Source organism: Paenibacillus sp. FSL P2-0173, assembly GCF_038008045.1.
GTDB lineage: Bacteria > Bacillota > Bacilli > Paenibacillales > Paenibacillaceae > Paenibacillus > Paenibacillus polymyxa_B.
Genome location: NZ_JBBOYK010000008.1, coordinates 1 through 24,022 on the forward strand (window position 1 = coordinate 1; position 24,022 = coordinate 24,022).

Sequence of the window (24,022 nt, forward strand, 5' to 3'; positions counted from 1 at the left end):
TAAAATATCTCTTGTTTGATTTTGCGAACAAAATCGTTTTACTCACTCGTTGTTCAGTTTTCAAAGATCAAACCTGCATTATGTCTTACTTTGTTTCACCACCGCATCTCAGCGGCGACTTGATTAATATAACACACATTCAGGATTTAAGTCAACACTTTTTTAAAATTATTTTTTTAATTTCATTCAAATGTTGTTCTCACAAAAAATTCCCGGGCTTTAAGGGCCGAGAATTAATGTATCACATTTTTGAATTCGCCGTCAACTATATTTTAAAAATAGAAACAATAACATTTAAGTTTTCATATGGCCTGTCCGAATAATACTATTTTCAATCCCAGTAAAAGGACAATCCCAGGTAAACCTAATATCGTTACCGCCCCCATTGTCACTGGATTGATCGGGATGTACACCTGCGTAATCCACCCTGAATAATTGATAACATACAATGCGATGGCTGCCAGGCCCATATGCGCCCCGAATACTACAAGCCAGCCGATACCCAAACGTTTTTTTAAGATTAGAAATAGTAGCATCCCGACACAGGCAATCAGAACAAGCCAGACCGCCCCTTTCATTCAGCTCTCCGCTTGTGAACACGATCCGTATCATTGGCATACCCAGGTTCATCTGCAGGCAGATGGAAACGATGCAGGCCTTGCTGTTTCGCGCTTTTTAAATGTATCTGATATTTACGTTCTGCAGCTTCTAGAACAAATATAGCGTAGTCGATCTCATCTTTACCCGTAGCTTCATGAAATAAACGATGCGCTCTTAGCCATTCCGCATGCGAAGCCCGAATCTGGGCAAACAACTCCTGCCGATACTCCGCTTCTGATTTGCCATTCTCCTGACGACGGAAATTTTGTTTCATCCGTTCCCACATCCGTTCATCCTCCTCACAAGCTGAATTATGTGCACAGTCTGCAAGACTACCTTATTCATACTTATTGAACTAAGGACAAACTTAGAACCAGGAACGATCTATACTGCCATCTATCACGGCAAATAAAAAAGGAGCCGTAGCGGCTCCCCCAAGTAAGTCGAGAATGCCCAAAGGACATTTCAGACTCCCTATTTATAACGTATAAATACACCTATTAATTGAGCTCTCTACGGCCTTCCAACGCTTTGGACAGGGTAACCTCGTCGGCATACTCCAAATCTCCACCCACTGGCAATCCATGAGCAATACGAGTAACCTTGATTTCAAAAGGACGCACTAGCCGAGAAATGTACATGGCCGTGGCCTCTCCTTCAATGTTCGGGTTCGTAGCTAAAATCAGCTCCTTGACGCGTTCATCACTGAGTCTGTTCAGCAATTCCTTGAGTTTGATATCCTCAGGACCAATTCCCTCCATAGGAGATATCGCCCCATGAAGCACATGGTAAAAACCATTAAACTCTTTGGTACGCTCCATAGCCACCAAATCCTTGGAATCCTGAACAACACAAATGACCGAGGTATCCCTCGTCTTATCCTGACAGATCCGACAAGGATCTGTGTCCGTAATGTTGCCGCAGACTGAACAGAAGTGAAGATTGCGTTTTACATTGACCAGCGCTTTGGCAAAGTCAATCACATCATCTTCCTTCATTTTCAGTACGTGAAAAGCCAACCGGGCAGCCGTCTTCGGCCCTACTCCCGGCAGGCGCGTAAAAGCATCAATTAGCTTTGCAATCGGCTCCGGATAATACAATAGCGTGTTTCTCCTTTATGCAGCAGGCTAGAACAAGCCCGGAATTTTCATGCCGCCTGTAAATTTACCCATATCATCATTAGCCAGTTCATCTGCTTTGGACAAAGCATCATTGACAGCAGTCAGCACAAGATCTTGCAGCATTTCTACATCATCAGGATCTACAGCTTCCGGTTTGATCGTGATGGACAACACTTTTTTATGTCCATTTACCTCCACCGTCACAACACCGCCGCCAGAAGTTCCTTCGATTACTTTTCCGCCAAGCTCCTCTTGGGCTTTCAGCATTTGTTCCTGCATTTTTTTCACTTGCTTCATCATTTGGTTCATATTGTTCATTTCAATCATCTCCTTTAATGAAGTATACATCTAGAAACTTGATTCAATCTTTAATGACTACTAGGTCTTCCCCGAAAAGTTGAATAGCTTCATCAATCCAGGGCTCCTTGGACTTTCCCGGCGCATCATGCTCCGGCTCCAGTTGCAATTCTTCGGCAGGCTGGTCGGAAACTCCTTCAATCGCAGCATTCCAATCCTTTTGCATCATCGTTACTAAACGATAAGGATGACCCAACTGCTCATGCAATACCTTCTCGATGACCTGCTTATTGGCAGGCTTTTCGGTAGTTTCACGATGAATATTGTTCTTAAATGCAACCAGCACACTGTCCTCTAACACAGAAACTGGCTCACCATCCATAAACCAAGCATGAACCGTAACTTTTGCCTCTTTTACCCCTTGCAAAATCTGGCTCCACTTACGTCCTGCTGCTGCGAATGCTTCGCTCGACTTCTCAGCGATATAGCGATCCAACTGAGAAGGAAGCTTGGCTGGCGCTGAAATCCGCGGAGCAGGGGCACGCCCCCCGGAAGCCTGACGACCACCCGACGATGCTTCCTGTCCCGCTCCAGCGCCCAATCCACCTTGCAGCGCGCGCTCCAGTTTCTTTTCCAGCTCAGCAAGCTGACGCTTCAACATTACCACATCTTCCTGATCAGCTGCAGCGCCAGAGCGTTGTGCGGTCGGCTGAGCAACAGTTCCTGCTTCCCCCGGAATACTGCACAGCTTCAATAGAGCTACCTCAAACAAGGTTTGTGGCTGTACGGCATATTTCATCTCGCTCTGATAACGATTAAGGGTGTCAATCATCGCAAAGAGTTGCTCCTTGGTAAAAGCATCTGCCACTTCCTTAAATCGCTCTGGATCCAGCACTCGCTCCGTCATTTTGGTCGCCTGAGGCACCATCTTGATCATTAGCAGATCTCGGAAATAGTACAGAAGATTCTCCATGCACTTATCCGCACTTTTACCTTCCTGCATAAAGTTCTCGATCATTTGGAGCACCGTGCCCACATCTTCTTTCAGTAATGCCAAGGCAAGCTTACCGAATTGCTCGGACGCAATACCTCCCGTCATATCCAGCACCTGCTGATAAGTAACCCGACCATCTGTAAACGAGGATATCTGATCTAAAACGCTAACCGCATCTCGCATCCCACCATCTGAAAGACGCGCAATGTACTGCAGTGCATCCGAATCAGCCTGTATGTTCTCCTGTTGACATATCAGGTCAAGCCGCTCTGTCTGTTCTTCCAGCGATACCCGCCGGAAGTCAAACCGCTGGCAACGTGAAATAATTGTTGCCGGAATCCGATGTGGTTCAGTCGTAGCCAATATGAACATCACGTGTGGCGGCGGCTCTTCCAGCGTCTTGAGCAGCGCATTGAACGCTTCCGTCGTCAGCATGTGCACTTCATCAATGATATAAACCTTGTGCCGCACTTCTGTGGGCGCATATTTGACTTTATCGCGCAAATCACGAATCTCTTCAACGCCCCGGTTGGAGGCTGCATCAATCTCCTGTACATCCATGACCGCTCCGGCCGTGATCCGTTTACAGGCTTCGCATTCGTTGCAAGGTTCCGGCGCAGGTCCATGCTCACAGTTGATTGCCTTGGCCAAAATTTTGGCCGCACTCGTCTTACCTGTTCCTCGTGGACCGCTGAACAGGTAGGCATGGGACGTGCGATTTTCGCGGATGGCATTCTGCAATGTCTGGATAATATGCTGTTGTCCTACCATGTCCTTGAAAGCCTGCGGCCGCCAAGCACGGTACAACGCTATATGTTCCAATGCGCGTTACCCTCTTTCCCATTCACTTTCATGACCATTCATGGTCACTTCATTATACTATACTCCCGTCCGAATCTAAACCAGACACCTTCCAATTTATAAAACACAAAAAAACATCTTCGCAATGATTGCCAAGATGTTCTAATTACCAATATATACCGTGCACCTGTTATTGATCGTTGTGATCCGAGCGGCAATCCTGAACAACAACTCGGGCTAGGCAACCCTCCGGCACAAGAGTGGACCTGCTTATGGCTGCTTCCTTCCGGACCTGACCAGGTTCACAAGTACTCATTGCGGAGGACCCAGCCGTCAACATTGTGCGCAGGGACCAGCCTCACATCAACAACACCTCTAACAGGAATTCAACCTCGCTATAGCGGATTGCGAGTTACAGGGCACCGCTACCTCCCCATCTAGCACGGTGAAAATAAGTATATCTTAAGGCCGCATAAAAAGCAAATACACATTATTACAAAAAGAGCCCTCTGCAGTTGCAGAAGGCTCTAATAACTTTATAACCTGCGGTAATCCATTAGATACCGTATTTCTTTTTGAAACGATCCACGCGTCCACCAGCATCAATAAATTTCTGCTTGCCTGTGAAGAATGGGTGGCAGGCGGAGCAAATCTCCACACGCAGAGATCCTTTCACAGAACCAGTTTCAAACGAATTTCCGCAAGCACAAGTGACATTAGTTACGTTAAAATTTGGTTGAATAGCTTGTTGCATTGAACTTTCACCTCTTTCCGCCCTGAACGTCCTATCAGTCCAGAGTTGTATGAACACATGTTCACATTATAGCACTTGAATATGAGCGTTTCAACAACTCTTTTCTGCATTCAAAGATGGCATAAAATAGGTGTGTTTCAAGTTACATCGACCATTTTAGGCCTTGGCAAATTTGGGACGTGCCAGCCCTTGTGGCGGTACATGAGTGTAAGAACCGATGACTACATCAGGCAGCTCCTCACGATAAATCTCAAGCATTTGCTTCATACCAAGAATCTCACCTTGAGCAGGTGGAATCAACTCCAGATAGCTTTCAGGATCGATATTCAAGTTACGCATTTGAATCAGCTTGAGCTTAGTACGTTTGGCAAATTCAATCATTGCCTCAATTTCTTCCTCTCGGTCAGTTACACCCGGAAAAATTAAATAGTTAATCGACGTATATACTCCCTGTTCGGAAGCATAACGAAGTGATTTTTCCACATTAGCCAACGTGTAACCGCGCGGCTTGTAATACGCATTGTAGTGATCGTCCAGTGCACTAATGGTACTGACGCGCATCAGATCAAGACCCGCATCCACGATTCCCCGGATATGATCGCTCAATCCCGCATTCGTATTGATATTGATGTATCCCATATCGGTAATGGAACGCACCTCTTTGATCGAATCAATAATCAGTTTGGCTTGTGTGGAAGGCTCACCTTCGCAACCTTGGCCAAAACTGATGATGGACTCCGGTGTCTTCAAATGTTCCAGCATAACTTCTACAATTTCTTCGACGCGAGGACGGAAGTTCATTCTTGTCTGCGGAGATACGAAACCACTGTCATCCGGCTGTTCAGATATACACCCAAAGCAACCCGCATTACAAGAATAAGATACCGGAACTCCTCCTTCCCAGCGATTCAGGAATGTGTTCGAGGAAGTAAGACATTCGTAGCCCAGCGCACAGTTAGACAAATGTTGGTACAGCCGATTTTCGGGATATTGCTCCGTCATCCGCTGCACACCCAATTTAACTTGATGACGGTCACAGTTTTCCGGATTCCACTTGGATGGACTGTCACTCTGCTCTGCCGTTACATAAAATGCCCCGTCTTTCCAGACTACAGCCGAATAACCGAACAAGGGAAGTTTGTACTCCTTATCGGTCTTCACATATCCCGGCAGGCACAAGCGTGTAAAACCTTGCGGCAATAAAGCCCCTACTGCTTGCATATCTCCGGGAAGAGAAACCATTTCCCCTGTTTCAGGGTTCATACCGACCGGGCGAGTGCTGGGTAGGCTTACCAATGTAGCTCCTTCCGGTAACGGAATAAGCTCATCCTCCATGATTTCAACAATCATGTCTGCACTACGGGCAAGCCCATACAAAGAAGCATGATCATATACATTGCCTTTTTCGTCGGCATACACCAAATACATTATGGAGCTCCTTTCGCTCCGTTAAGCCTGCGCCATTAACAAAATGAATGGTAACGACTGTGTACTTACGGAACAGATAAAATACATGATGGGTTTTAGTTGGTTGTGGCCGGGACTGACGCTGTGGTAGAACGCGCCGTTCTCCGTTGTTGCCCACCAGAACTGCTTTGCGAGCCACTGGAAGAAGGTGCCGTCAAATCAAACGAAGCCAAAAACTCAGCATTAGTTTTGCTATTACGCAGCTTTTTGAGGAAGCCTTCCACAAAATCATGGCTTTCCGTCATATTTTTACGAATGGCCCAGATGGTATCCAATTCTTCCTTATTCAACAACACTTCCTCACGGCGTGTGCCGGAACGACGAATATCAATCGCAGGAAAGATACGACGTTCTGCCAGCTTGCGGTCCAAATGCAGCTCCATGTTGCCTGTACCTTTAAACTCCTCATAGATGATATCGTCCATGCGTGATCCTGTATCAATCAGCGCTGTAGCAAGAATCGTCAAGCTACCGCCTTCCTCCACATTCCGAGCCGCACCAAAAAAGCGCTTTGGACGGTGAAATGCCGCCGGATCAATACCCCCGCTCAAAGTACGACCAGAAGGAGGGATAACGAGATTGTACGCACGAGCCAAACGTGTGATGCTATCCAGCAGGATGACAACATCCTTTTTATGTTCTACGAGACGCAGTGCACGCTCCAACACGAGTTCTGCCACTTTGATGTGATTTTCAGGAAGTTCGTCAAATGTAGAGGCCACAACTTCACCTTTAACAGAACGCTGCATGTCGGTCACTTCTTCGGGGCGTTCATCAATCAACAAGACAAAAAGCTCGATCTCGGGATTGTTGGTAGAAATGCTATTGGCAATTTCTTTGAGGAGAAGCGTCTTCCCAGCTTTGGGAGGTGCTACAATGAGTCCGCGCTGTCCAAGTCCGACAGGGGCCAGTACATCCATAATTCTCGTAGACAAATGGTTGGGGGAAGTTTCAAGGACTAATTTGGTTTGCGGATACAGTGGAGTCAGTGCAGGAAAATGTAGCCGCTCAGCAGCTTGCTCAGGACTTCTTCCATTGACGGCGTTAACTTGAAGCAATCCAAAATATCGTTCATTCTCTTTTGGCGTTCGGCATTTACCGGAAACAAGATCGCCTGTCCTCAAGTCAAACTTGCGGATTTGTGAAGCAGAGATGTAAATATCTTCGGTACTCGGGAGATAATTGATCGGCCTCAGAAAGCCGTAACCTTCGGGAAGGATTTCCAGAACCCCCTGCATAAACATCAATCCGCTCTTCTCAGCTTGTGCGCGCAGGATGGCGAAAATTAATTCTTTCTTTTTGAGCGTTCCGTAGTACGGGATCTGGTATTGCTTGGCCAGCTTGTACAGGTCGGTCAGCTTCATTTCTTCCAGATCGGAAATTTGCAGATCCATATAATAACCACCTATTCAATTATTAAGTCCATTCATACATCTAAATGATAGACAATGATATCATAAACACCATTAACATAATTTTAACCAAAACAAATAAAGTTATGCAGCCATCTGCCTGGATTATACCGAATTATTCCGGTTTTCCGATAAAAGATTGTTAGGTATGAACCACAATCTTTTATCAAGCAGCGGCTGCATAGATGTTGCCCGTTCTATTGCTTTCGTCCGGGAGTTCGAAAAAACTGCATGGTTTAATTATTCAGTTTGCCGCCATACATCCGCGCCCAAAAGACGCAGGTTGGAGACAAGGTGATCATAACCACGGTCAATGTACTCGACACCCGTCACCTCGGTTACGCCTTCGCTTACTGTAAGTCCAGCAATGACAAGGGCCGCTCCGGCGCGCAGATCTGCTGCTTTTACTTTAGCTGCATTCAGTTGACCACCCTCTATAATGGCGGACCGACCCTCTACGCGAATTTTAGCCCCCATTCGCACCAGCTCAGGGACGTGCTTAAAACGATTGCTGTACACAAAATCGCTCAATACACTGACACCCTGTGCTTGGGTAAGCAAGCTGGTCATGGGAGATTGTAAATCTGTGGCGAATCCGGGGTATATCAAGGCTTTAACGTCGACATGTTCATAGGAAGGTGCACCCAGTACGCGAATACTTTCATCATATTCCTCGATGCCGATGCCCATTTCCTGCATTTTTGCAGTGAGAGCCTCCATATGTTTGGGGATTACGTTGTCAATCAATACATTTCCACGGGTTGCCGCAGCGGCAATCATATATGTGCCCGCTTGTATACGGTCAGGTATGATCGAATGACGGCAACCATGCAGCTCCGACACACCTTCAATTCGAATCGTTTCCGTACCGGCGCCTTTAATAATGGCCCCCATGGAGTTTAAAAGGGTTGCTACATCTATAATCTCAGGCTCTTTAGCCGCATTTTCAATAATTGTGGCGCCTTTGGCACGTGCTGCCGCCAGCATAATATTAATGGTAGCGCCTACGCTGCTAACATCCAAATAAATTTTGGTTCCGCGCAGTTCTTTGGCGTGCAAATGAATAGCACCGTGCTCGTTCGTAACCGTGGCACCCAGCGCTTCAAAACCTTTAATATGCTGATCAATGGGCCGGGGTTCGAAATTGCACCCTCCTGGCAAACCGATGATCGCTTCCTTGAATCTGCCCAGCATGGCTCCCATCATATAATAAGAGGCTCGTAATTTCTTAACAGGCCCATTCGGCATAGGAATGGATTTAATAGAGGAAGGATCTATTTTCATCTGGCTACCTTCCCAGGTAACCGTTGCACCAAGTTCCTCCAGTATTTCGGAATACACCGCCACATCACTCAACAGTGGCAAATTGTCCAAAATGACTTCCGACTCTGCCAGAATGGCTGCGGGAATCAAGGCGATGGCACTGTTTTTGGCACCGCTGATGGAAACTGTACCTTGAAGCGGCCGTCCACCGGTGATCATCAATTTTTCCATAAGCTTGAGGGTCCCCCTACGTGTTTTGCAGTCGGTCAAACAATAATCTCAAACAATAATCTCAAATCATAAACTTTTAACTTTTTTAGTGGTGAAAATGGAAAGACACCGGCTAAGCGGTGTGCTTTCCATACCAAACTATTCAACTGTACAGATTTAAATATTTTGTGCAGCAGAACTACAGCTACAACTAAGAAATACATCTAGCCTGTGCAGACGCACGACCAGTTTAATTCATTATTACGCTTTGTTGTTGGAACCGAACTCACGAATTTTACCGATAACGGTTTGTTTAATCGCTTCACGACCTGGAGCGATGAATGTACGTGGGTCATAAGCATCCGGTTTCTCAGCAAGCACTTCACGAACCACTTTCGCAAATACGATTTGGTTCTCAGTGTTTACATTGATTTTGGAAGTTCCCAGGGAGATTGCTTTTTTAATGTCATGTGTTGGGATACCAGTACCACCGTGCAGAACGAGTGGAAGTTTGATTGCATTGCAGATCTCTTCCATTTCTTTGAATCCGAGGTTTGGCTCGCCTTTGTAAGGTCCGTGTACGGAACCCAGTGCAGGTGCCAGTGTATCGATACCTGTTTCGTTAACGATACGCAGACAGTCGTCCAACTTAGCGTACATTACGTCGCCGACAACATCATCCTCTTGACCGCCAACCATTCCAACTTCAGCTTCAACGGAAACGCCTTTGGAATGAGCATATTCTACCACTTTTTTCGTTGTAGCAATGTTTGTGTCGATCGGGCTGTGGGAATCGTCAATCATAACGGATGTGAAACCAGCGTCGATAGCTTCTTTACATTTTTCAAAGCTGGAACCGTGGTCCAAATGGATCGCAACTGGAACGGTGATTTTCATGTCATGAATAAGACCTTCTACCATTTTAACAACAGTGTAGAATCCGCCCATGTGACGTGCTGCGCCTTCAGAAACACCCAAGATTACTGGGGATTTTTCTTCTTCAGCAGCGCCCAAAATAGCTTGAGTCCACTCCAGGTTATTAATGTTGTATTGACCTACTGCATATTTTCCTTCGAGTGCTTTGTTCAACATGTCTTTCATAGATACCAATGGCATGGTTACAGTCCTCCTAAAGGTGTTTGGGTTTGTCTATATTTTAGCCGACATCACATACGGGCTTATTATACCACAACCCATGTTAAATACTAAACAAGCTTTTGCATATCAACACATACAAAAATCACGCCCAGGACGCCGTTTTTCCATAGAATTGTATAAGGAGAGGATTTACTTTCAGTATTTCCCATAATCACAAACAAAAAACCCTGTTGTGTTAACAGAGTTCTCAACCATAGTGACTCACCTAATCACCTCTGAGTTGTTTGTTCACAGCGATCCGCATTTCGTCAATATCAAAGGGCTTGGTAAAATGCATTAGCGCACCTAGCTCCGTCGCCTCTTTAATCATGTCCAGTTCTCCATATGCTGTCATCATAATAACCTTGATATCAGGATTCATGGTTTTTAGATGCTTCAGAATTTCGAGTCCGTCCATACCTGGAATTTTCATATCGAGCAGAACCAGATCAGGTGGTTCCTTCTCAACAATTTCAAGTGCAATTTTTCCGTTCGCCGCCTGAAAGGTCTCATAACCCTCACTTCCGAACACTTCCATCAATAAAATCCGTATTCCATTCTGGTCATCGACGATTAATACTTTCTTCTTTTCCAATGTTTTAACCTCCTAAGATCTTAAAACGAGGATCATGCAGCTATTGCCATAACAGCGTCCGATGACGTACAATATCCGTCCCATACTTAAAACTATATTCGCTCCTGCAAAAAGAAAATCCTGCTCTTATACATAATTGTGGAATATTCTTTCATAATCAGGAAGCATGGGATAAAAAAAGACCTCCCTGAGGAGGTCTTACAAGCCCAAACATTAACCTTGAAGCTGCAATGCTGCCTTTACAAATTCACGGAACAAAGGCTGCGGACGATTCGGACGGGAAGTAAATTCTGGGTGGAACTGTACCGCCAGAAACCACGGATGCTCAGGGAGCTCCACAATTTCCACCAAGCGTCCATCCGGTGAAGTACCGGAAATACGAAGACCTGCTTTTTCAATAACTTCACGATATTCGTTATTGAATTCGTACCGATGACGGTGTCTTTCGTACACCAGCTCGTCGTTGTAACAAGCCGAAGCCAAGGAACCTTCCGCCAGTTTGCATGGATACAAGCCAAGACGCATCGTACCGCCCAAATCTTCGATGTCTTTTTGGTCAGGAAGCAAGTCAATGACAGGATAATCCGTAGCTGGGTTAATTTCCGAGCTGTTAGCTCCTTCGAGACCAGCCAGGGAACGGGCAACCTCAATGACAGATACCTGCATACCCAGACAAATGCCGAAGAACGGAATTTTTTGCTCCCGTGCATAACGAATGGTACTGATTTTGCCTTCAATTCCGCGATCGCCGAAGCCACCCGGTACGAGAATGCCGCCAATGCCGCCCAGCATGTCAGCTACGTTCTCGTCCGTCACTTCTTCAGCGTTCACCCAACGGATTTTTACGTCTGCATTCGCATCAAATCCAGCGTGGGAAAGTGATTCAACCACACTTAAATACGCATCATGTAATGCAACATATTTACCAACAATAGCAATCTCAACCGTTTTATCCAGCTTGCTGATTCGATCAACTAACCCTTCCCATTCGGTCATATCTGGTGCAGGTGTTGTCAGCTTGAGGTGGTTAACTACGATTTCATCCAAGCCTTCTTCACGCAGGTTCAACGGAACCTCGTAGAGGGTTGATGCATCGCGGCATTCTACCACTGCATTCGCATCAATATCGCAGAATAATGCAATTTTTGCCTTCATATCGGAGGACAGTTCATGCTCTGTACGGCAAACAATGACATTCGGTTGGATGCCGATGCTGCGCAATTCTTTTACACTGTGCTGAGTTGGTTTGGTTTTAACCTCACCAGCAGCTTTAATATAAGGAATGAGCGTTACGTGAATGTACATTACATTCTCGCGCCCAACTTCGCTTTTGAGCTGACGAATAGCTTCCAAAAATGGCAAGCTTTCAATATCGCCCACAGTACCGCCGATTTCTGTAATAATTACGTCCGAACCTGCTTCACGGCCTGCACGGTACACGCGCTCCTTGATTTCGTTCGTAATATGAGGGATAACCTGCACCGTACCGCCCAAATATTCTCCGCGACGTTCTTTGCTGATTACGCTGGAATATACCTTGCCTGTTGTGACATTGCTGTTCTTGGACAGATTAATATCAATAAAGCGCTCATAGTGTCCCAAGTCAAGGTCCGTTTCCGCACCATCATCCGTTACAAACACTTCACCGTGCTGGTAAGGACTCATCGTACCCGGATCGACATTCAGGTAAGGATCAAATTTTTGAATCGTTACCTTCAGTCCCCTGTTCTTCAAAAGCCTCCCCAGTGAAGCTGCCGTAATCCCTTTGCCCAAGGAAGACACAACCCCGCCTGTCACAAAAATATACTTTGTCACTGTTCAAAACCCTCCTAGATAAGATGCAAAATTCAGGCGACATTATGATGTTATCGTAACCCGTTTGCACGGATTATCATCCATGAAGAAGGCAGCGGAATCATTTTCCATGTCCGCCGCCCTTAGCCCTCTTTCATGAGTGAAAACACCCCTATAAAAAACAAAAAAGCACTCCCGTAGTACGGGGCACTTTTATACAAAAAGCAAACATATAAGTGAATCAATCATAAGCCCAAGCAATAGTTTACCCCGTGTCCAATCCGCTGTCAAGGAAGTTATCTGTGTTAATTTGTCCATTGAACCAGATTGGAGAGAATCCACCTGAAAGCTTTAAATCAGAAGAGGTTTTCAAGAAAACGGTCATGAAAAAGGGGAGAACGCATCTCCCCTTACAGCCTGTTTCCTAACGAAGCGAATCGTCGTCTTCCGTCGACTCATCGTCATTTTCATCTTCTGAATCTTCCTCATCACTGAGGTCTTCATCGTCTATAACCACGTCTTCATCACTATCATCATCATCTTCTTCTCCGTCGAACAGCTCATCTTCGCCATCCTCGTCTTCGCTATCTGCATCGAAGTCGTCATCAGAGTTGTATGTTTCTTCTTCCTCATGATAGTCATCTTCATCGTCATCGTCTTCGTCGTTAATAATGCGAGGACGCTTGGCGCCTGTCAGGGCATCTTCGGATTTATCTACCGGATACCAACGTTTCAAGCCCCACAGATTCGTACCGACACAGGCAAAACGCCCGTCAATGTTGATTTCAGTATATAGCTGAGCAATAACGTCATTAATTTCTTCGTCGGAAAAGCCACGCAATTTGGCGACTTCCTTCATCAGGTCACGGTAATAATACGGAGTATTGGCTGCTTTCAATACCATAAATGCCAAGTCCACCATTGGAGTCTCGTGGACTTTCTCCGGGTCAATCTTCAAGTTGAGTGGGGTACTCACCTAGGGACACTTCCTCTCACACGTAATTCACAAGAACATGTTTCAGAGCATACACGATACATGCAATACTAACATATCCATTATCAAAACTAAGTAAAACCTATTTGGAAGCAAATTGCAAGTTAAAGATGGGTATCGTCATAATTTCCAGTAATATCCCTCTAAACAAGACGGCACACATAAAAAGACGGGGTCCCCCCCGTCTTCGACTGTACCCGCTCCGGGAGAACCCCCCAAAGTTGTTGCACAAGAGCTTATGCCCTCCATGTATCGTATGTGTCCACAGCCACTTTGACACGACAAGCAGGCCTATTTCCATAAAAAAGGGGCAGGTTTCCCATGCCGCAGCTGACGCTTGCTCATACAATACCTCAGCATGGCTCATCGGAGGGGGACCGTCTCAAATGGACTATCCGGATTTTTTGCAGCGTTTGCATGAGGGTATTTCGGAGCCGTCCGGCAGTGGACGGAACAAACAGATCATCACGTTCGATAAGCCTCACCAATACCGGGAATGCCTGTCCTATCTCAGGAAGCTGAAACCCGAGCTTGCGGGATTACGGCAAGTACAACCGGCCCGACTAATCCGCGCTTTAATCGCTCCGCTTTCAGGGGGAGACAGGCTAGGCAAATATCACAACGGTGTTACCGTTGAAGAAGATACCCGCATGAAGGTCCACGCTGAAACTGCTCATATACCAAAAGCAGAAAAGAACCTTTCCATGCCATGGGGAGTCAAACAGGTACGTGCATACAAGGCTTGGCCTTCCTCGACAGGGAATCGGGTCAGAATCGGTGTGATTGACACAGGAGCGGATTTTCAACATCCTGATCTTCGTCATTCTCTCGCCAGAGGTATTAATTTGCTTAACCGAACCATGCTACCCTATGACGATAACGGCCATGGTACTCATATTGCTGGAACTATCGCGGCGTCCAACTATGACGAAGGTATGGTCGGCGTAGCACCACGGGCTTTAATTCATCCCGTAAAAGCATTTGATCATAATGGAGCTGCCTACGTCTCCGATATCATTCTTGGTATCGACTGGTGTGTATTAAATCGTGTCGATATCATCAATATGAGCTTTGGTATGAAGTCGCGCAGCAAGGCACTACTTGATATGGTGAATAAAGCATATCATAACGGCATCGTGATTGTAGCGTCCTCGGGAAATGAGGGCAAGCGCCGAAGTATTGACTATCCAGCCCGCTATTCCCAGACGATTTCAGTGGGTGCTACTGACAAATACAGACGCATCGCACCTTTCAGCAACCGAGGGCAATTTGTAGATGTGTACGCACCGGGCGAAAAGATCACCTCCTCCTGGATCCATGGCAAGCATCACGAAATGAGTGGTACCTCTATGGCTACTTCCCATGTGACCGGAAGCATCGCACTTCTCCTTTCACTGAGACCGGAACTGGAGCCTGGAGAAATCAAAGCGCTGCTTAAGCGTACCGCCACACCGCTACGCCTGCGTAAAAGCGCTGGACGCAGCTCTATCTCCACTAAACTTGGCGAAGTCGATGCCTTCCGATTGATGCAGGAGGGCACGAAGTAAATGATGATGTGATGCTAAACCTCTAGTGTAGCGCCCGGCTCCAAAGAATGAACTTTTCTGGCAGGACCTTCACACCCACGATTTCCTGCTCTTATCAACTCATCTCGTACCAGGTCAGTCTGCAGCTTTGGCGCATGAACGAGTACAACCTGTTTGCTAGGCAGCTCCTTCAACATTTGCCGCACATCTGATAATCCCTGATGCACCTTGTAAATCAAATGCCGAGCTACACAGCTGTCATTTTGATCTGCACGTTCCAACAGATGTTTGCCAAAAGAACCATGTGGAGCATGCCCGGTCAATATAACAATGTTGCTAATGCTTTCTCCGCTATCTTCACCCTCCCCCATGTTGCGGTTATCCGATAGAAACTGATAGTACCAGCGCGCCTGTGGGGAATCCATCATGCCGTCTCTTGTTATGATAATAGCCGTTGGGTTCTGTTCCAGCAGACTCACTCGTTCAGCAGCACCACGAGGCACGAAGACCCTGTCACTGTTTAGCACATGTTTTATTCGCGCTGGAGCTTCTGGACGCAGCCATTCTTTCCAGCGGTCTAACTGTTTCAATCCCTGCCATATATCGTGCTCTACAATCATTGCCTGTGTAGGGAATTGCTCGCTAGCCCATACGATCATGTCCTGTCCTCTGCCAAAGGCAGGCACCGGCAACAACACATGACCACCAGACAATAATATCCGCTCCATCTCGACCCTCAGCCGCTCCAGCTTAACAGGCTGCGGGTCTATATCCATGCCATAGGCATTGTCCATAATGGATATGTCCGCTAGATTGGGCTCTGACTTCCATTCAGGCAGGTCATGCAGCCCCTCCCCAACACCCAAGTCTGGCGCATCGGCAGCAAGAAGCTCAGATTCGCGGCTGTAATCTCCAGAAAAAAACAACCGCTTCCCTTCCATTTCTACCGCATACCACACTGCACCAGCCAAATGTCCACTGCGTCCCCACATGATTCTCACACCCGGACAAGCCTCAAGCCATTCTCCTGCTGGCGCTTCATCTTCTAGATAGCGATAAGCAATGGATTGGATATCCTGTACGTCGTATGGCAATTCGGCTCCTCTCGATTCAACATAAGTATGCCAGGAGCGAAAATAGGAGCCTAGCTGCTCAGCGGTGGCCTTGGTCGTCCAGACCTCCCCCTGGTATCCATACTTGTACAGTAAGGGGAGCGCCATGGAATGATCCTCATGTGCATGAGACAGCAATACAGTGGTCAGTCCCTCCGCCTTTTGCGGCGGAAAAATCGGATATTGTCCGGTTCCTTCCTTCTTCACGCCACAATCCAGCATGACGCGATGCTGCGTTCCTTCAAAAACATAGCAGGAGCGGCCATGTTCGCCCGCTCCTCCCCAAATCCTAAGCTTGGTCATGATCATTTCCACTTTCTTTGCGAGTTTAAGCTTTCCATTAAGATCAGCAGCAGTGTGGTCATTCCGACCGATATGACGGCCATCGCCATCCCAAGTGACACCTGTCCCTGCTCAAATTGTGCAAATATGTAGGTTGCAGACGTCTGAACGGATGGCGGCAAAATCAGCAACGATCCTACCAGCTCGCGTGAAGCAATGGTAAATGTCATCATCCAACCAGCGAGCATTCCCGGTACAATCAGCGGCAGCACAATCCGGCGGAATATGTAAGACGGTCGCCCGCCAAATACCTGTCCCGCCTGAAAAAGACCAGTGTCCACCTGCGTAAAGGCGCTTTTGACATACTGCACCGTATAAGGAACAAACAAGATAACATACGTCAGAATGACCATGCCGTATGTGTTATACAAAGGGATCGGCATCCATGGTGAGTTCCACCACAAAATCAGGCCGACCACCATAACAATTCCCGGCACCGTATTCGGAAGCAAGCTAAATGCATCAACCGTCCGTTGGATTCTTGTGCGTGAGCCGCCAATGACAAGCGCAAACCAAGTGCCCAGCACCACAGCAAGCGTCGAAGCACCCAAAGAGAGAAATACACTGTTCAGGAGCGCCTCCATGCTCTCTGATCCCCAAGACAGCAGTTCCTTGTAAGAGTCGAGCGTCAAATTATCCCAGGCGAGCCCAATTCCCCTCAGCTTCATCGTCGAGGCTGAAAGAATTGAAAAATAAGGAATGCCAATGGACGCAATGAGCAACAATAGAATGTATGCAACACTTAGCCCCGTAGTCCAGCCGGATATACGAAGACGGGACGGACGCGAACCTTTACCACCTACCAGCCTGTACGTAAACTTTCGGTTGATCACCGATTGCGCATACCACATGAGCAGGCAGGCGGTTAACAGCACCGAGGCCATTGACGTCGCTTTGCCAAAATCTATGGGCCAGCTGGAAATATATTTGTGAATTTCCGAAGTCATGACCTCATACCCGATACGTCGCCCAAAGGTAGCAGGGGTGCCAAACTCGGCAATCGTTTTAACGAAAATGAGCAACGCGCCCATTCCGTAAGCTGAAAGCAGCAGCGGTAAAATGATTCGACGGAATCTGTACAGAAAGCCGCCGCCCATTACGGCACCCGCCTCTTCCAGGCTCCCGCCAATCCTCACCAGCGCCCCGCGCAGCAGCAGGTACAGGAATGGAAACAGATGCAGGCTCATGATCATCACCATGCCACCAAGGCTGAAGAAGGACGGCGTTAAGAAATGCAGGTCCGGGAACAACTGCTCCAGATATCCGTTTTTTTGCATGAACAGAATCCAGCCCATGGAACCGATATAGGGCGGGGTCATAAACGGAATCAGCAACACGACATCCAACCAGCGCCAGTGTGCAAGACGAGTGTTGGACATGATCCAGGCTAGCGGAAGTGCAAGCACCGTCGTTCCTGCAATCACACAGATACCTAGCCAAATCGAGCTGAATAGCACTCCGGCAAATGGTGAAGCAGCTAATGTTCGAAAAGGCGCATCCCATTGAAATTTTTCATCAACATACACACTTTGGATAAAGATTTGCAGCAACGGCATCACAATCAGGAAAAGAAGCGCGATCAGAGCCAGCGTCAGACACCACGCTCTGATGTGTTTAACGGATAAGCCTCCCATCGGCTTACTTGAACATTTGCGTGAACTTCTCCGTCACGTGTGATCCGTGCTCACCCATCCACTCCCAATTGGTTTTCAACAATGGAATCTCGTCCAGGTTGGCACGCTTGTCGGCTTTGACATCCGTGCGGCCCGGGAGTAAGGAGGCATCTGCTACTAGTTTCTGTGCCTCGTCCGACAACAGATAGTCAATGAATGCCTTCGCATTCTGCTCATGCTGCGTTGACTTGAGAATTGCGGCAGGACGTGGGCTGATGACCGTCCCCTCTGTCGGATAGACGATGTCAATCGGCTCGCCTTTGGCTTTTGCCTTGTAGGTCATGTAATCGACCGCAGCGACGACTATACCTTTAGCTCCGGTAATCACGGGGTCCAGCGCTTCCTGATTGGCACCAGCCATAGCAACACCGTTAGCCTTGTACTGCTCGAACAACGTCCAGCCTCCATCGCCCTTGGCGCTCAGATAGCCTGTCATAAAATCCAACGCAGAGCCGGACAGGGATGGATCGGGAATATTAACCTGATCCTTGTACTCAGGCTTCGCCAAATCAGCCCATGAAGTTGGTGGTGTTTTCACCAGCTTCGTGTTATACGCAATGCCCAGAGCAGAAGCACTGGTACTGAAGTAGTTGCCCTCCTTATCGGACCAGTCTGGGTTTAGCTTGTCTGCGTTCTTGGCATCCAGGTAAGGCAGCGTAAGTCCTTCCTTTTTCAAGCCTTGTACAGATGGAAGCGATGCCAGCACAACCACGTCCGCTACCGGATTCGTCTTCTCAGCTTCCATGCGGGCCAAAATTTTTCCTGTCGTTCCCTGGAACAACTCTACCTTAACTCCGCTCTGCGCCTCATACCCTGCTACCAGCTTTTTCGCCAGTCCATCCGGGCCTGCGCTGTAGACCACCAGCTTCTGATCGGTGGATGCCGCCTCAGCTTGTCCTGCTGATCCATTAGCTGGCGCCCCATCCTTGGATGGCGTTGCTGTTCCGCAACCCGCCACAGCGAGTCCAAAAGTCAATGTTAATGCGAGCATCGTCCCTTTTTTCCATCCTGTACGAAAAACATGCCTATTCATCATCTTATATTTACCCCTTTTCCCTATGCTTCAAGTTGGTGGATGTGTTGCGGTGATACCCAAATGTGCATTTGTTGACCTATGGGCAAGCGGATGGAGTGATATGCAGTCCATTGTTCGCCGTTCTCGGCTAGTATACGAATTTCATAACGATCGCCGACATAGCTGACATGCAGGATCTTTACTGTAAAAGCGTGCTGATCCGCTTGCTCCTGTTCCCAACGGACATGTTCAGGACGAAATAGTGTTCGTTCCGACTCCAGCCAGTTGGATTTGCCAATAAACCTCGCTACCTCTGTATGAGCTGGGCAACTGTAGATCACCTCTGGTGTTCCGGTCTGCAAAATATGCCCACTTTTCATAACAACCACTTCATCAGACATTGACATGGCCTCGATCTGATCATGGGTAACATATAGGGCGGTCAGCCCCAGATCGCGCACAAGCGATAGCATCTCAATGCGCATCTCCTCCCGTAGCACCGCATCCAGCGCACTGAGCGGCTCGTCGAACAAAACAAGTCGAGGCCGGATAGCAACCGCTCTTGCAAAGGCAACCCGCTGCTGCTGACCACCGGACAGCTGATGAGGATACCGATCCTCCATCCCTGACAATCTGACCATGTCGAGCGCCTCCAGCACCACTGTCCGCAGTTCCTTGTCTCGAGCGCTGGCGAACCCTTTCCCACGCTTGCCCGCACGCAGGCCGAAGGCCACATTTTCAAACACCGTCATATGCGGCCACAACGCGAAATCCTGAAAGACCATGCCAAAGTGGCGGAGATGGGCGGGAATATCCTTTTTGCGTTCTGCCGAAAAAAGAATTTCCTCTCCCATCGTGATTGTGCCAGTATCCGGTATCTCCAGACCAGCAATCAAGCGCAAGAGCGTTGTTTTCCCACAGCCGGACGGTCCGAGCAGTGTTGTGAATTTGCCCCGTCGTACTACCAGATTCGTCTCATACAGCGCTGTTATTTGGCTGAAGGTTTTACTTAATCCGTGAATATATAGATCCTGATTCATCGCATTACCTGCCTGTTCTTCTGACTGACCCCAGTGTAAAACTTGAATTCGCAACCTGTGTTATTGGAAAGTTAAAACAAAATTAATTATTTCAATGAATTGTGTTAACACTCATAGATTTAATCTATATAGATGGGATTGACGCTGCTCCCCAAAGAAATAGGCATGATTGTTCGATTAACCTGAAAGCGAGGCATTCTAAGTGAACTTAAGTCTTTTAAAGTTACATATTGTAGAGCTGCTGAATAAGCACCATAAAATTACCACGGTCGCCGAGCTTCTTGGCCTAAAGCAACCCACCGTTACTTTTCATATGAAAAATCTGGAGCGTGAATTCGGAGTGAAGCTGTTTGACACACGTATGGGTAAAATCATCCTGACGGATGCTGGAAATGCGCTGCTGCACTATGCCACTAAAATTAATGCACTGGCTGCTGAAGCTGAGCGAGTCGTCCGCGAGTTCGATACGCTCCAGCGGGGAAGTATACGTATTGGCGCAAGCTATGTACCCGCTACCTACCTGCTTCCTGCTGTGCTGCACCGCTTTGCCCGTGAGCATCCGGGCATTCACATCGCCTTGTCCGTGAAAACAGCGCCCGTGATCAAGGACATGCTCGCTCGCCACGAAATTGACCTTGGCATCATTTCGGCAGAGCCGTTTCAATCCCCAACGCTACTCTCCGAATCCTTGGGCGAAGATGAATTGATGCTCATCTGCTCACCCACTCATCCGCTCGCCAACGAAACCGATTTGACACCCGAGCTTATCGCTTCTTCCTCCTTCGTATTACATGGCAAGGAATCCAGCACACGCCACGTGACCGACAAATGGCTGGAGCGTGGGAGTCGGCGACTTCCTTCCTATCTGGAGCTGGATTCACTGGAAGCCATCAAACAGGCGGTTATGCTGGGAGAACACATCTCCTTTGTCTCTCGCATTGCCGTTCAGTCAGAGGTTGAGCGGGGCTTACTGGTTGTAAGACCTATTCCGGGGCAGTCTGTTGAGCGGTACATCTATATGGTCAGCAACAAAGACCGCCATCGCTCGGCGCTCATTCACAGATTCACCGAATATTGTTCATGGAACCAAGATTAAATCTTACCTGTCATATAGAAATTATGTAATTTTTTAACCGGAGTACCCTCTTGCTTTGACATACGACTGACAATACACCCGTAAAGTGTAGCGTGTAACCTATTCGGACGAACAGGAGAGGATGAAATGAAAACAGGCCTTCGTATCACCAAATTGATGTCGGTAGTAACTCTAAGTGCAGTGCTGCTCGTAACAGGATGGAAAGGAGCAGAGCCGGTACAAGCTGCCGCCAATGCCACACCAAGCTATGAGGTGAAGCTGCTACTGGATACGGCTCAGGTCCTCAATGCGGATGGCTCATTAAAAAGTGGCATCGTGAACGAGTTTCAAATTAGCGAAGATGCACAACGATTGAGCGTCGAGTATTTTGATACAAATTCATTGCAATTGAATGACGAGGGCTGGAACGTGAGATTTCGTAAAAAAGAGGACAAAAAGAATTATGAATTAACCTACAAAAAGCGCTATACGGTCACAAATGGAAATATCGACGCGGCGCTCACCCAAGCGAATAAAGATGGGTTCAGTGCATCTGATGATAATTATGAGGCTGAGGTGGATTGGGGATACAGCAAGCAAACACTAAGCTTTTCCAATGATAAGAAGACAAACGCCTCCAAAGGATTGGCTCTGCCTTCCCCAGATCAAGCATTAAAGCAATTGCAGGATAATCTTCCGGGCAAGCTGCAAAACTGGAAAAACAGCAATTGGGGTAAACAAACCTTAGCAAACTCCAGAGTACGCGGTCCTGTACAGGTCAGTAAATACGAGGGTAGCTTTCAGGGATTGGATACCGACGTTGAAATATGGCCTATTCGCAGCGCAAACGGATCAGGTACAGAAAATATTATCGAAATCTCCTTCAAAACCTCGGATTACAGTGTTGCCGCCAGCAACCGCACCAAGCTGATGAACCTGCTGCAATCCAAAGGATGGCTGGTTCCCGCCGATTCCCTGAAAACGAATTTGGTACTGGAACGCTACTAAGCTAATCCAACATAAAAAGGAACCGAGGCGCCACCCTGTTGAGGGTGATACGAACGGTTCCTTTTATTATTATTTATATGACTACGAAGTCATGATGTCAAAGTTGCTTGCTTACATACGTTCCGGTGCAGACACGCCCACCAGCTTCAGTACGTTGGCAATGGTAGTACGCACCGCACCAAACAACGCCAAGCGTGCCTGCGTTTGAGCGGCATCCTCTGTGATGACGCGCTCTGCCTTGTAGTAGCTGTGGAACAATGAAGCCAGCTCGTAGACATAGCGAATCATACGGTGTGGTGCAAAGTTTGCAGCCGCCACCGATACTTCTTCCGGCAGCTCGCCGATTTTGCGTAACAGATCGTATTCATGCTCAGCCGTCAGCTTGGACAAGTCAACTTCTGCCAACGGCAGCACAGCAATACCTTGCTCTTCGGCTTGACGATATACGCTGCATGCACGTGCGTGCGCATATTGCACGTAGAATACTGGATTCTCATTGGAGGTAGAAATCGCCAAATCCATGTCAAAATCCAGGTGCGAATCCATGCTGCGCATAGTGAAGAAGTAACGGATCGCGTCTACACCCACTTCTTCCATCAGATCTTCCATCGTCACGGCCTTGCCGGTACGTTTGGACATTTTTACTTTTTCCCCATTTTGGAACAAGCTGACCATTTGGGCAATCAGCACTTTAAGCTTATCCGGGTCATTGCCCAGTGCTTCCATTGCTGCCTTCATCCGTGGAATGTAGCCGTGGTGATCCGCTCCCCAAATGTTGATGATCGTGTCATACCCACGAGCATATTTATCGCGATGGTAAGCAATATCCGGGGTCAGGTACGTGTATGTACCGTCATTTTTGATCAAGACGCGGTCTTTATCGTCGCCGTACTTGGTCGTATTCAGCCATGTAGCTCCGTCCTTCTCGTAGATCTCCTCACGGTCACGCAGCTCATTCAGCGCTTTAAGCACTTCACCGTTTTCATACAACGACGTTTCGCTAAACCAGGAGTCAAAAGGTACACGGAACAGTTCCAGATCGCGCTTGATCTTGTTCAGTTCCTTTTCCAGACCGTAGTCACGGAAATAAGCAGCGCGATCTCCCGGTTCCATAGACAACAGAGAATCTCCCTTTTCGGCCACCAGTTCCTTGGCAAACCCGATGATATCCTCACCATGGTAACCATCCTCGGGCATCTCCGCAGGCTGTCCCAGCTCCTGCAAATAACGCGCTTCAATAGAACGGCTCATGTTGTAAATCTGGTTACCCGCATCATTAATGTAGTATTCACGAGTTACTTTGTATCCAGCAAAATCAAGCACGTTGCAAAGAGCATCCCCTACGGCTGCACCACGTGCATGACCTAAGTGAAGGCTACCCGTCGGATTGGCGCTGACAAACTCGATTTGCACCTTTTTGCCCGCACCTTCCTGTATACGCCCGTAATCTGCCCCCTGCTCCTGCACCTGTCCAATAACAGCATAAAGGTAGCTCTTGTTCAGGCGGAAGTTAATAAAGCCCGGTCCAGCGATTTCCGCACTTTCAATAGAAGCAGAAGCTAAATCCATATTCGCGATCAAATCTTCAGCAATTTGCCGTGGGTTCTTCTTCGCAATGCGAGTGAGCTGCATCGCGGCGTTGGTGGCCAAATCACCGTGTGACTTGTCCTTCGGTACCTCCAGCGTAATGGTCGGCAACTCTTCGCGGCTCACGATTCCGGTAGCCAGCACCGCCGCCTCAATTGCTGAGGTCACCTTTTGATTAATAAGTTCCAGTGGATTGCTTGTCATG

General features: G+C 47.7%; 21 protein-coding genes and 1 other RNA gene. 3 read left to right on the top strand and 19 right to left on the bottom strand.

All coding sequences use genetic code 11. The annotated features are described in order from the left end of the window. Positions 1-302 precede the first annotated feature (302 nt). The 14 genes from MKX30_RS26050 to rpoE form a co-directional block, all read right to left on the bottom strand. Entirely contained in the window at positions 303-578 is a 276-nt protein-coding gene (locus MKX30_RS26050; protein WP_025719099.1) for a pro-sigmaK processing inhibitor BofA family protein, read from the bottom strand. Continuing rightward, entirely contained in the window at positions 575-886 is a 312-nt protein-coding gene (locus tag MKX30_RS26055) for a DUF2508 family protein (protein ID WP_025676300.1), read from the bottom strand. The genes MKX30_RS26050 and MKX30_RS26055 overlap by 4 nt, the downstream gene beginning before the upstream one ends. Before the next feature lie 214 nt (positions 887-1,100). Continuing rightward, positions 1,101-1,700 (bottom strand): recombination mediator RecR, encoded by a 600-nt coding sequence (gene recR / locus MKX30_RS26060; protein WP_013308227.1) that lies wholly within the window; start codon positions 1,698-1,700, stop codon positions 1,101-1,103. 27 nt (positions 1,701-1,727) lie between these two features. After that, positions 1,728-2,039, bottom strand: coding sequence for a YbaB/EbfC family nucleoid-associated protein (locus MKX30_RS26065; RefSeq protein ID WP_013308226.1), 312 nt, complete (start codon positions 2,037-2,039; stop codon positions 1,728-1,730). 43 nt (positions 2,040-2,082) lie between these two features. Beyond that, positions 2,083-3,834: a DNA polymerase III subunit gamma/tau gene (dnaX, locus tag MKX30_RS26070; protein ID WP_028542567.1), complete on the bottom strand. Its 1,752-nt coding sequence runs from the start codon at positions 3,832-3,834 to the stop codon at positions 2,083-2,085. A gap of 158 nt (positions 3,835-3,992) precedes the next feature. Then, an RNA gene (ffs, locus tag MKX30_RS26075) (signal recognition particle sRNA large type) lies at positions 3,993-4,259 on the bottom strand. A 110-nt stretch (positions 4,260-4,369) separates the two neighbouring features. After that, complete coding sequence (gene rpmE / locus MKX30_RS26080) at positions 4,370-4,567, bottom strand: 50S ribosomal protein L31 (protein ID WP_025719104.1); 198 nt, start codon at positions 4,565-4,567, stop codon at positions 4,370-4,372. Positions 4,568-4,723: 156 nt separating this feature from the next. After that, entirely contained in the window at positions 4,724-5,995 is a 1,272-nt protein-coding gene (locus tag MKX30_RS26085; RefSeq protein WP_061831800.1) for a radical SAM protein, read from the bottom strand. Positions 5,996-6,090: 95 nt separating this feature from the next. After that, positions 6,091-7,428 (bottom strand): transcription termination factor Rho, encoded by a 1,338-nt coding sequence (gene rho / locus MKX30_RS26090; RefSeq protein ID WP_069080583.1) that lies wholly within the window; start codon positions 7,426-7,428, stop codon positions 6,091-6,093. A 258-nt stretch (positions 7,429-7,686) separates the two neighbouring features. Continuing rightward, positions 7,687-8,940: a UDP-N-acetylglucosamine 1-carboxyvinyltransferase gene (locus MKX30_RS26095; protein ID WP_013308220.1), complete on the bottom strand. Its 1,254-nt coding sequence runs from the start codon at positions 8,938-8,940 to the stop codon at positions 7,687-7,689. Between the two features lie 240 nt (positions 8,941-9,180). After that, positions 9,181-10,035, bottom strand: a complete 855-nt coding sequence (fba, locus tag MKX30_RS26100) for a class II fructose-1,6-bisphosphate aldolase (protein WP_013308219.1) — start codon at positions 10,033-10,035, stop codon at positions 9,181-9,183. A gap of 247 nt (positions 10,036-10,282) precedes the next feature. Continuing rightward, positions 10,283-10,651 (bottom strand): response regulator, encoded by a 369-nt coding sequence (locus MKX30_RS26105; RefSeq protein ID WP_013308218.1) that lies wholly within the window; start codon positions 10,649-10,651, stop codon positions 10,283-10,285. A gap of 213 nt (positions 10,652-10,864) precedes the next feature. After that, complete coding sequence (locus tag MKX30_RS26110; RefSeq protein ID WP_028542570.1) at positions 10,865-12,466, bottom strand: CTP synthase; 1,602 nt, start codon at positions 12,464-12,466, stop codon at positions 10,865-10,867. A gap of 403 nt (positions 12,467-12,869) precedes the next feature. After that, entirely contained in the window at positions 12,870-13,421 is a 552-nt protein-coding gene (gene rpoE, locus MKX30_RS26115; RefSeq protein ID WP_013308216.1) for a DNA-directed RNA polymerase subunit delta, read from the bottom strand. A 404-nt stretch (positions 13,422-13,825) separates the two neighbouring features. On the opposite strand from rpoE, the gene MKX30_RS26120 reads away from it, so the two are divergent. Then, positions 13,826-14,986 (top strand): S8 family peptidase, encoded by a 1,161-nt coding sequence (locus tag MKX30_RS26120; protein WP_053324366.1) that lies wholly within the window; start codon positions 13,826-13,828, stop codon positions 14,984-14,986. A 14-nt stretch (positions 14,987-15,000) separates the two neighbouring features. On the opposite strand, the gene MKX30_RS26125 is transcribed toward MKX30_RS26120, so the two are convergent. The 4 genes from MKX30_RS26125 to MKX30_RS26140 are packed head-to-tail and all read right to left on the bottom strand — an operon-like array spanning position 15,001 to position 20,147. After that, positions 15,001-16,386 (bottom strand): MBL fold metallo-hydrolase, encoded by a 1,386-nt coding sequence (locus MKX30_RS26125; RefSeq protein WP_053324365.1) that lies wholly within the window; start codon positions 16,384-16,386, stop codon positions 15,001-15,003. Then, the gene (locus MKX30_RS26130) at positions 16,383-18,053 is read right to left on the bottom strand and encodes an ABC transporter permease (protein WP_028542573.1); all 1,671 of its coding nucleotides are present in this window, start codon (positions 18,051-18,053) and stop codon (positions 16,383-16,385) included. Before MKX30_RS26130 ends, MKX30_RS26125 begins: the two co-directional genes overlap by 4 nt. 4 nt (positions 18,054-18,057) lie before the next feature. Then, entirely contained in the window at positions 18,058-19,128 is a 1,071-nt protein-coding gene (locus MKX30_RS26135; RefSeq protein WP_341063869.1) for an ABC transporter substrate-binding protein, read from the bottom strand. 20 nt (positions 19,129-19,148) lie between these two features. Further along, complete coding sequence (locus tag MKX30_RS26140; RefSeq protein WP_340960068.1) at positions 19,149-20,147, bottom strand: ABC transporter ATP-binding protein; 999 nt, start codon at positions 20,145-20,147, stop codon at positions 19,149-19,151. Positions 20,148-20,349: 202 nt separating this feature from the next. On the opposite strand from MKX30_RS26140, the gene MKX30_RS26145 reads away from it, so the two are divergent. After that, a complete protein-coding gene (locus tag MKX30_RS26145) occupies positions 20,350-21,243 on the top strand; it encodes a LysR family transcriptional regulator (protein WP_075153535.1) in 894 nt (297 codons plus the stop codon). 126 nt (positions 21,244-21,369) lie between these two features. Continuing rightward, positions 21,370-22,230 carry a hypothetical protein gene (locus tag MKX30_RS26150; RefSeq protein ID WP_339201236.1) on the top strand — a complete coding sequence of 287 codons (861 nt, stop codon included), beginning with the start codon at positions 21,370-21,372 and terminating at the stop codon, positions 22,228-22,230. A 111-nt stretch (positions 22,231-22,341) separates the two neighbouring features. On the opposite strand, the gene argS is transcribed toward MKX30_RS26150, so the two are convergent. After that, positions 22,342-24,021: an arginine--tRNA ligase gene (gene argS, locus MKX30_RS26155; RefSeq protein ID WP_028542578.1), complete on the bottom strand. Its 1,680-nt coding sequence runs from the start codon at positions 24,019-24,021 to the stop codon at positions 22,342-22,344. Position 24,022: the final 1 nt, after the last annotated feature.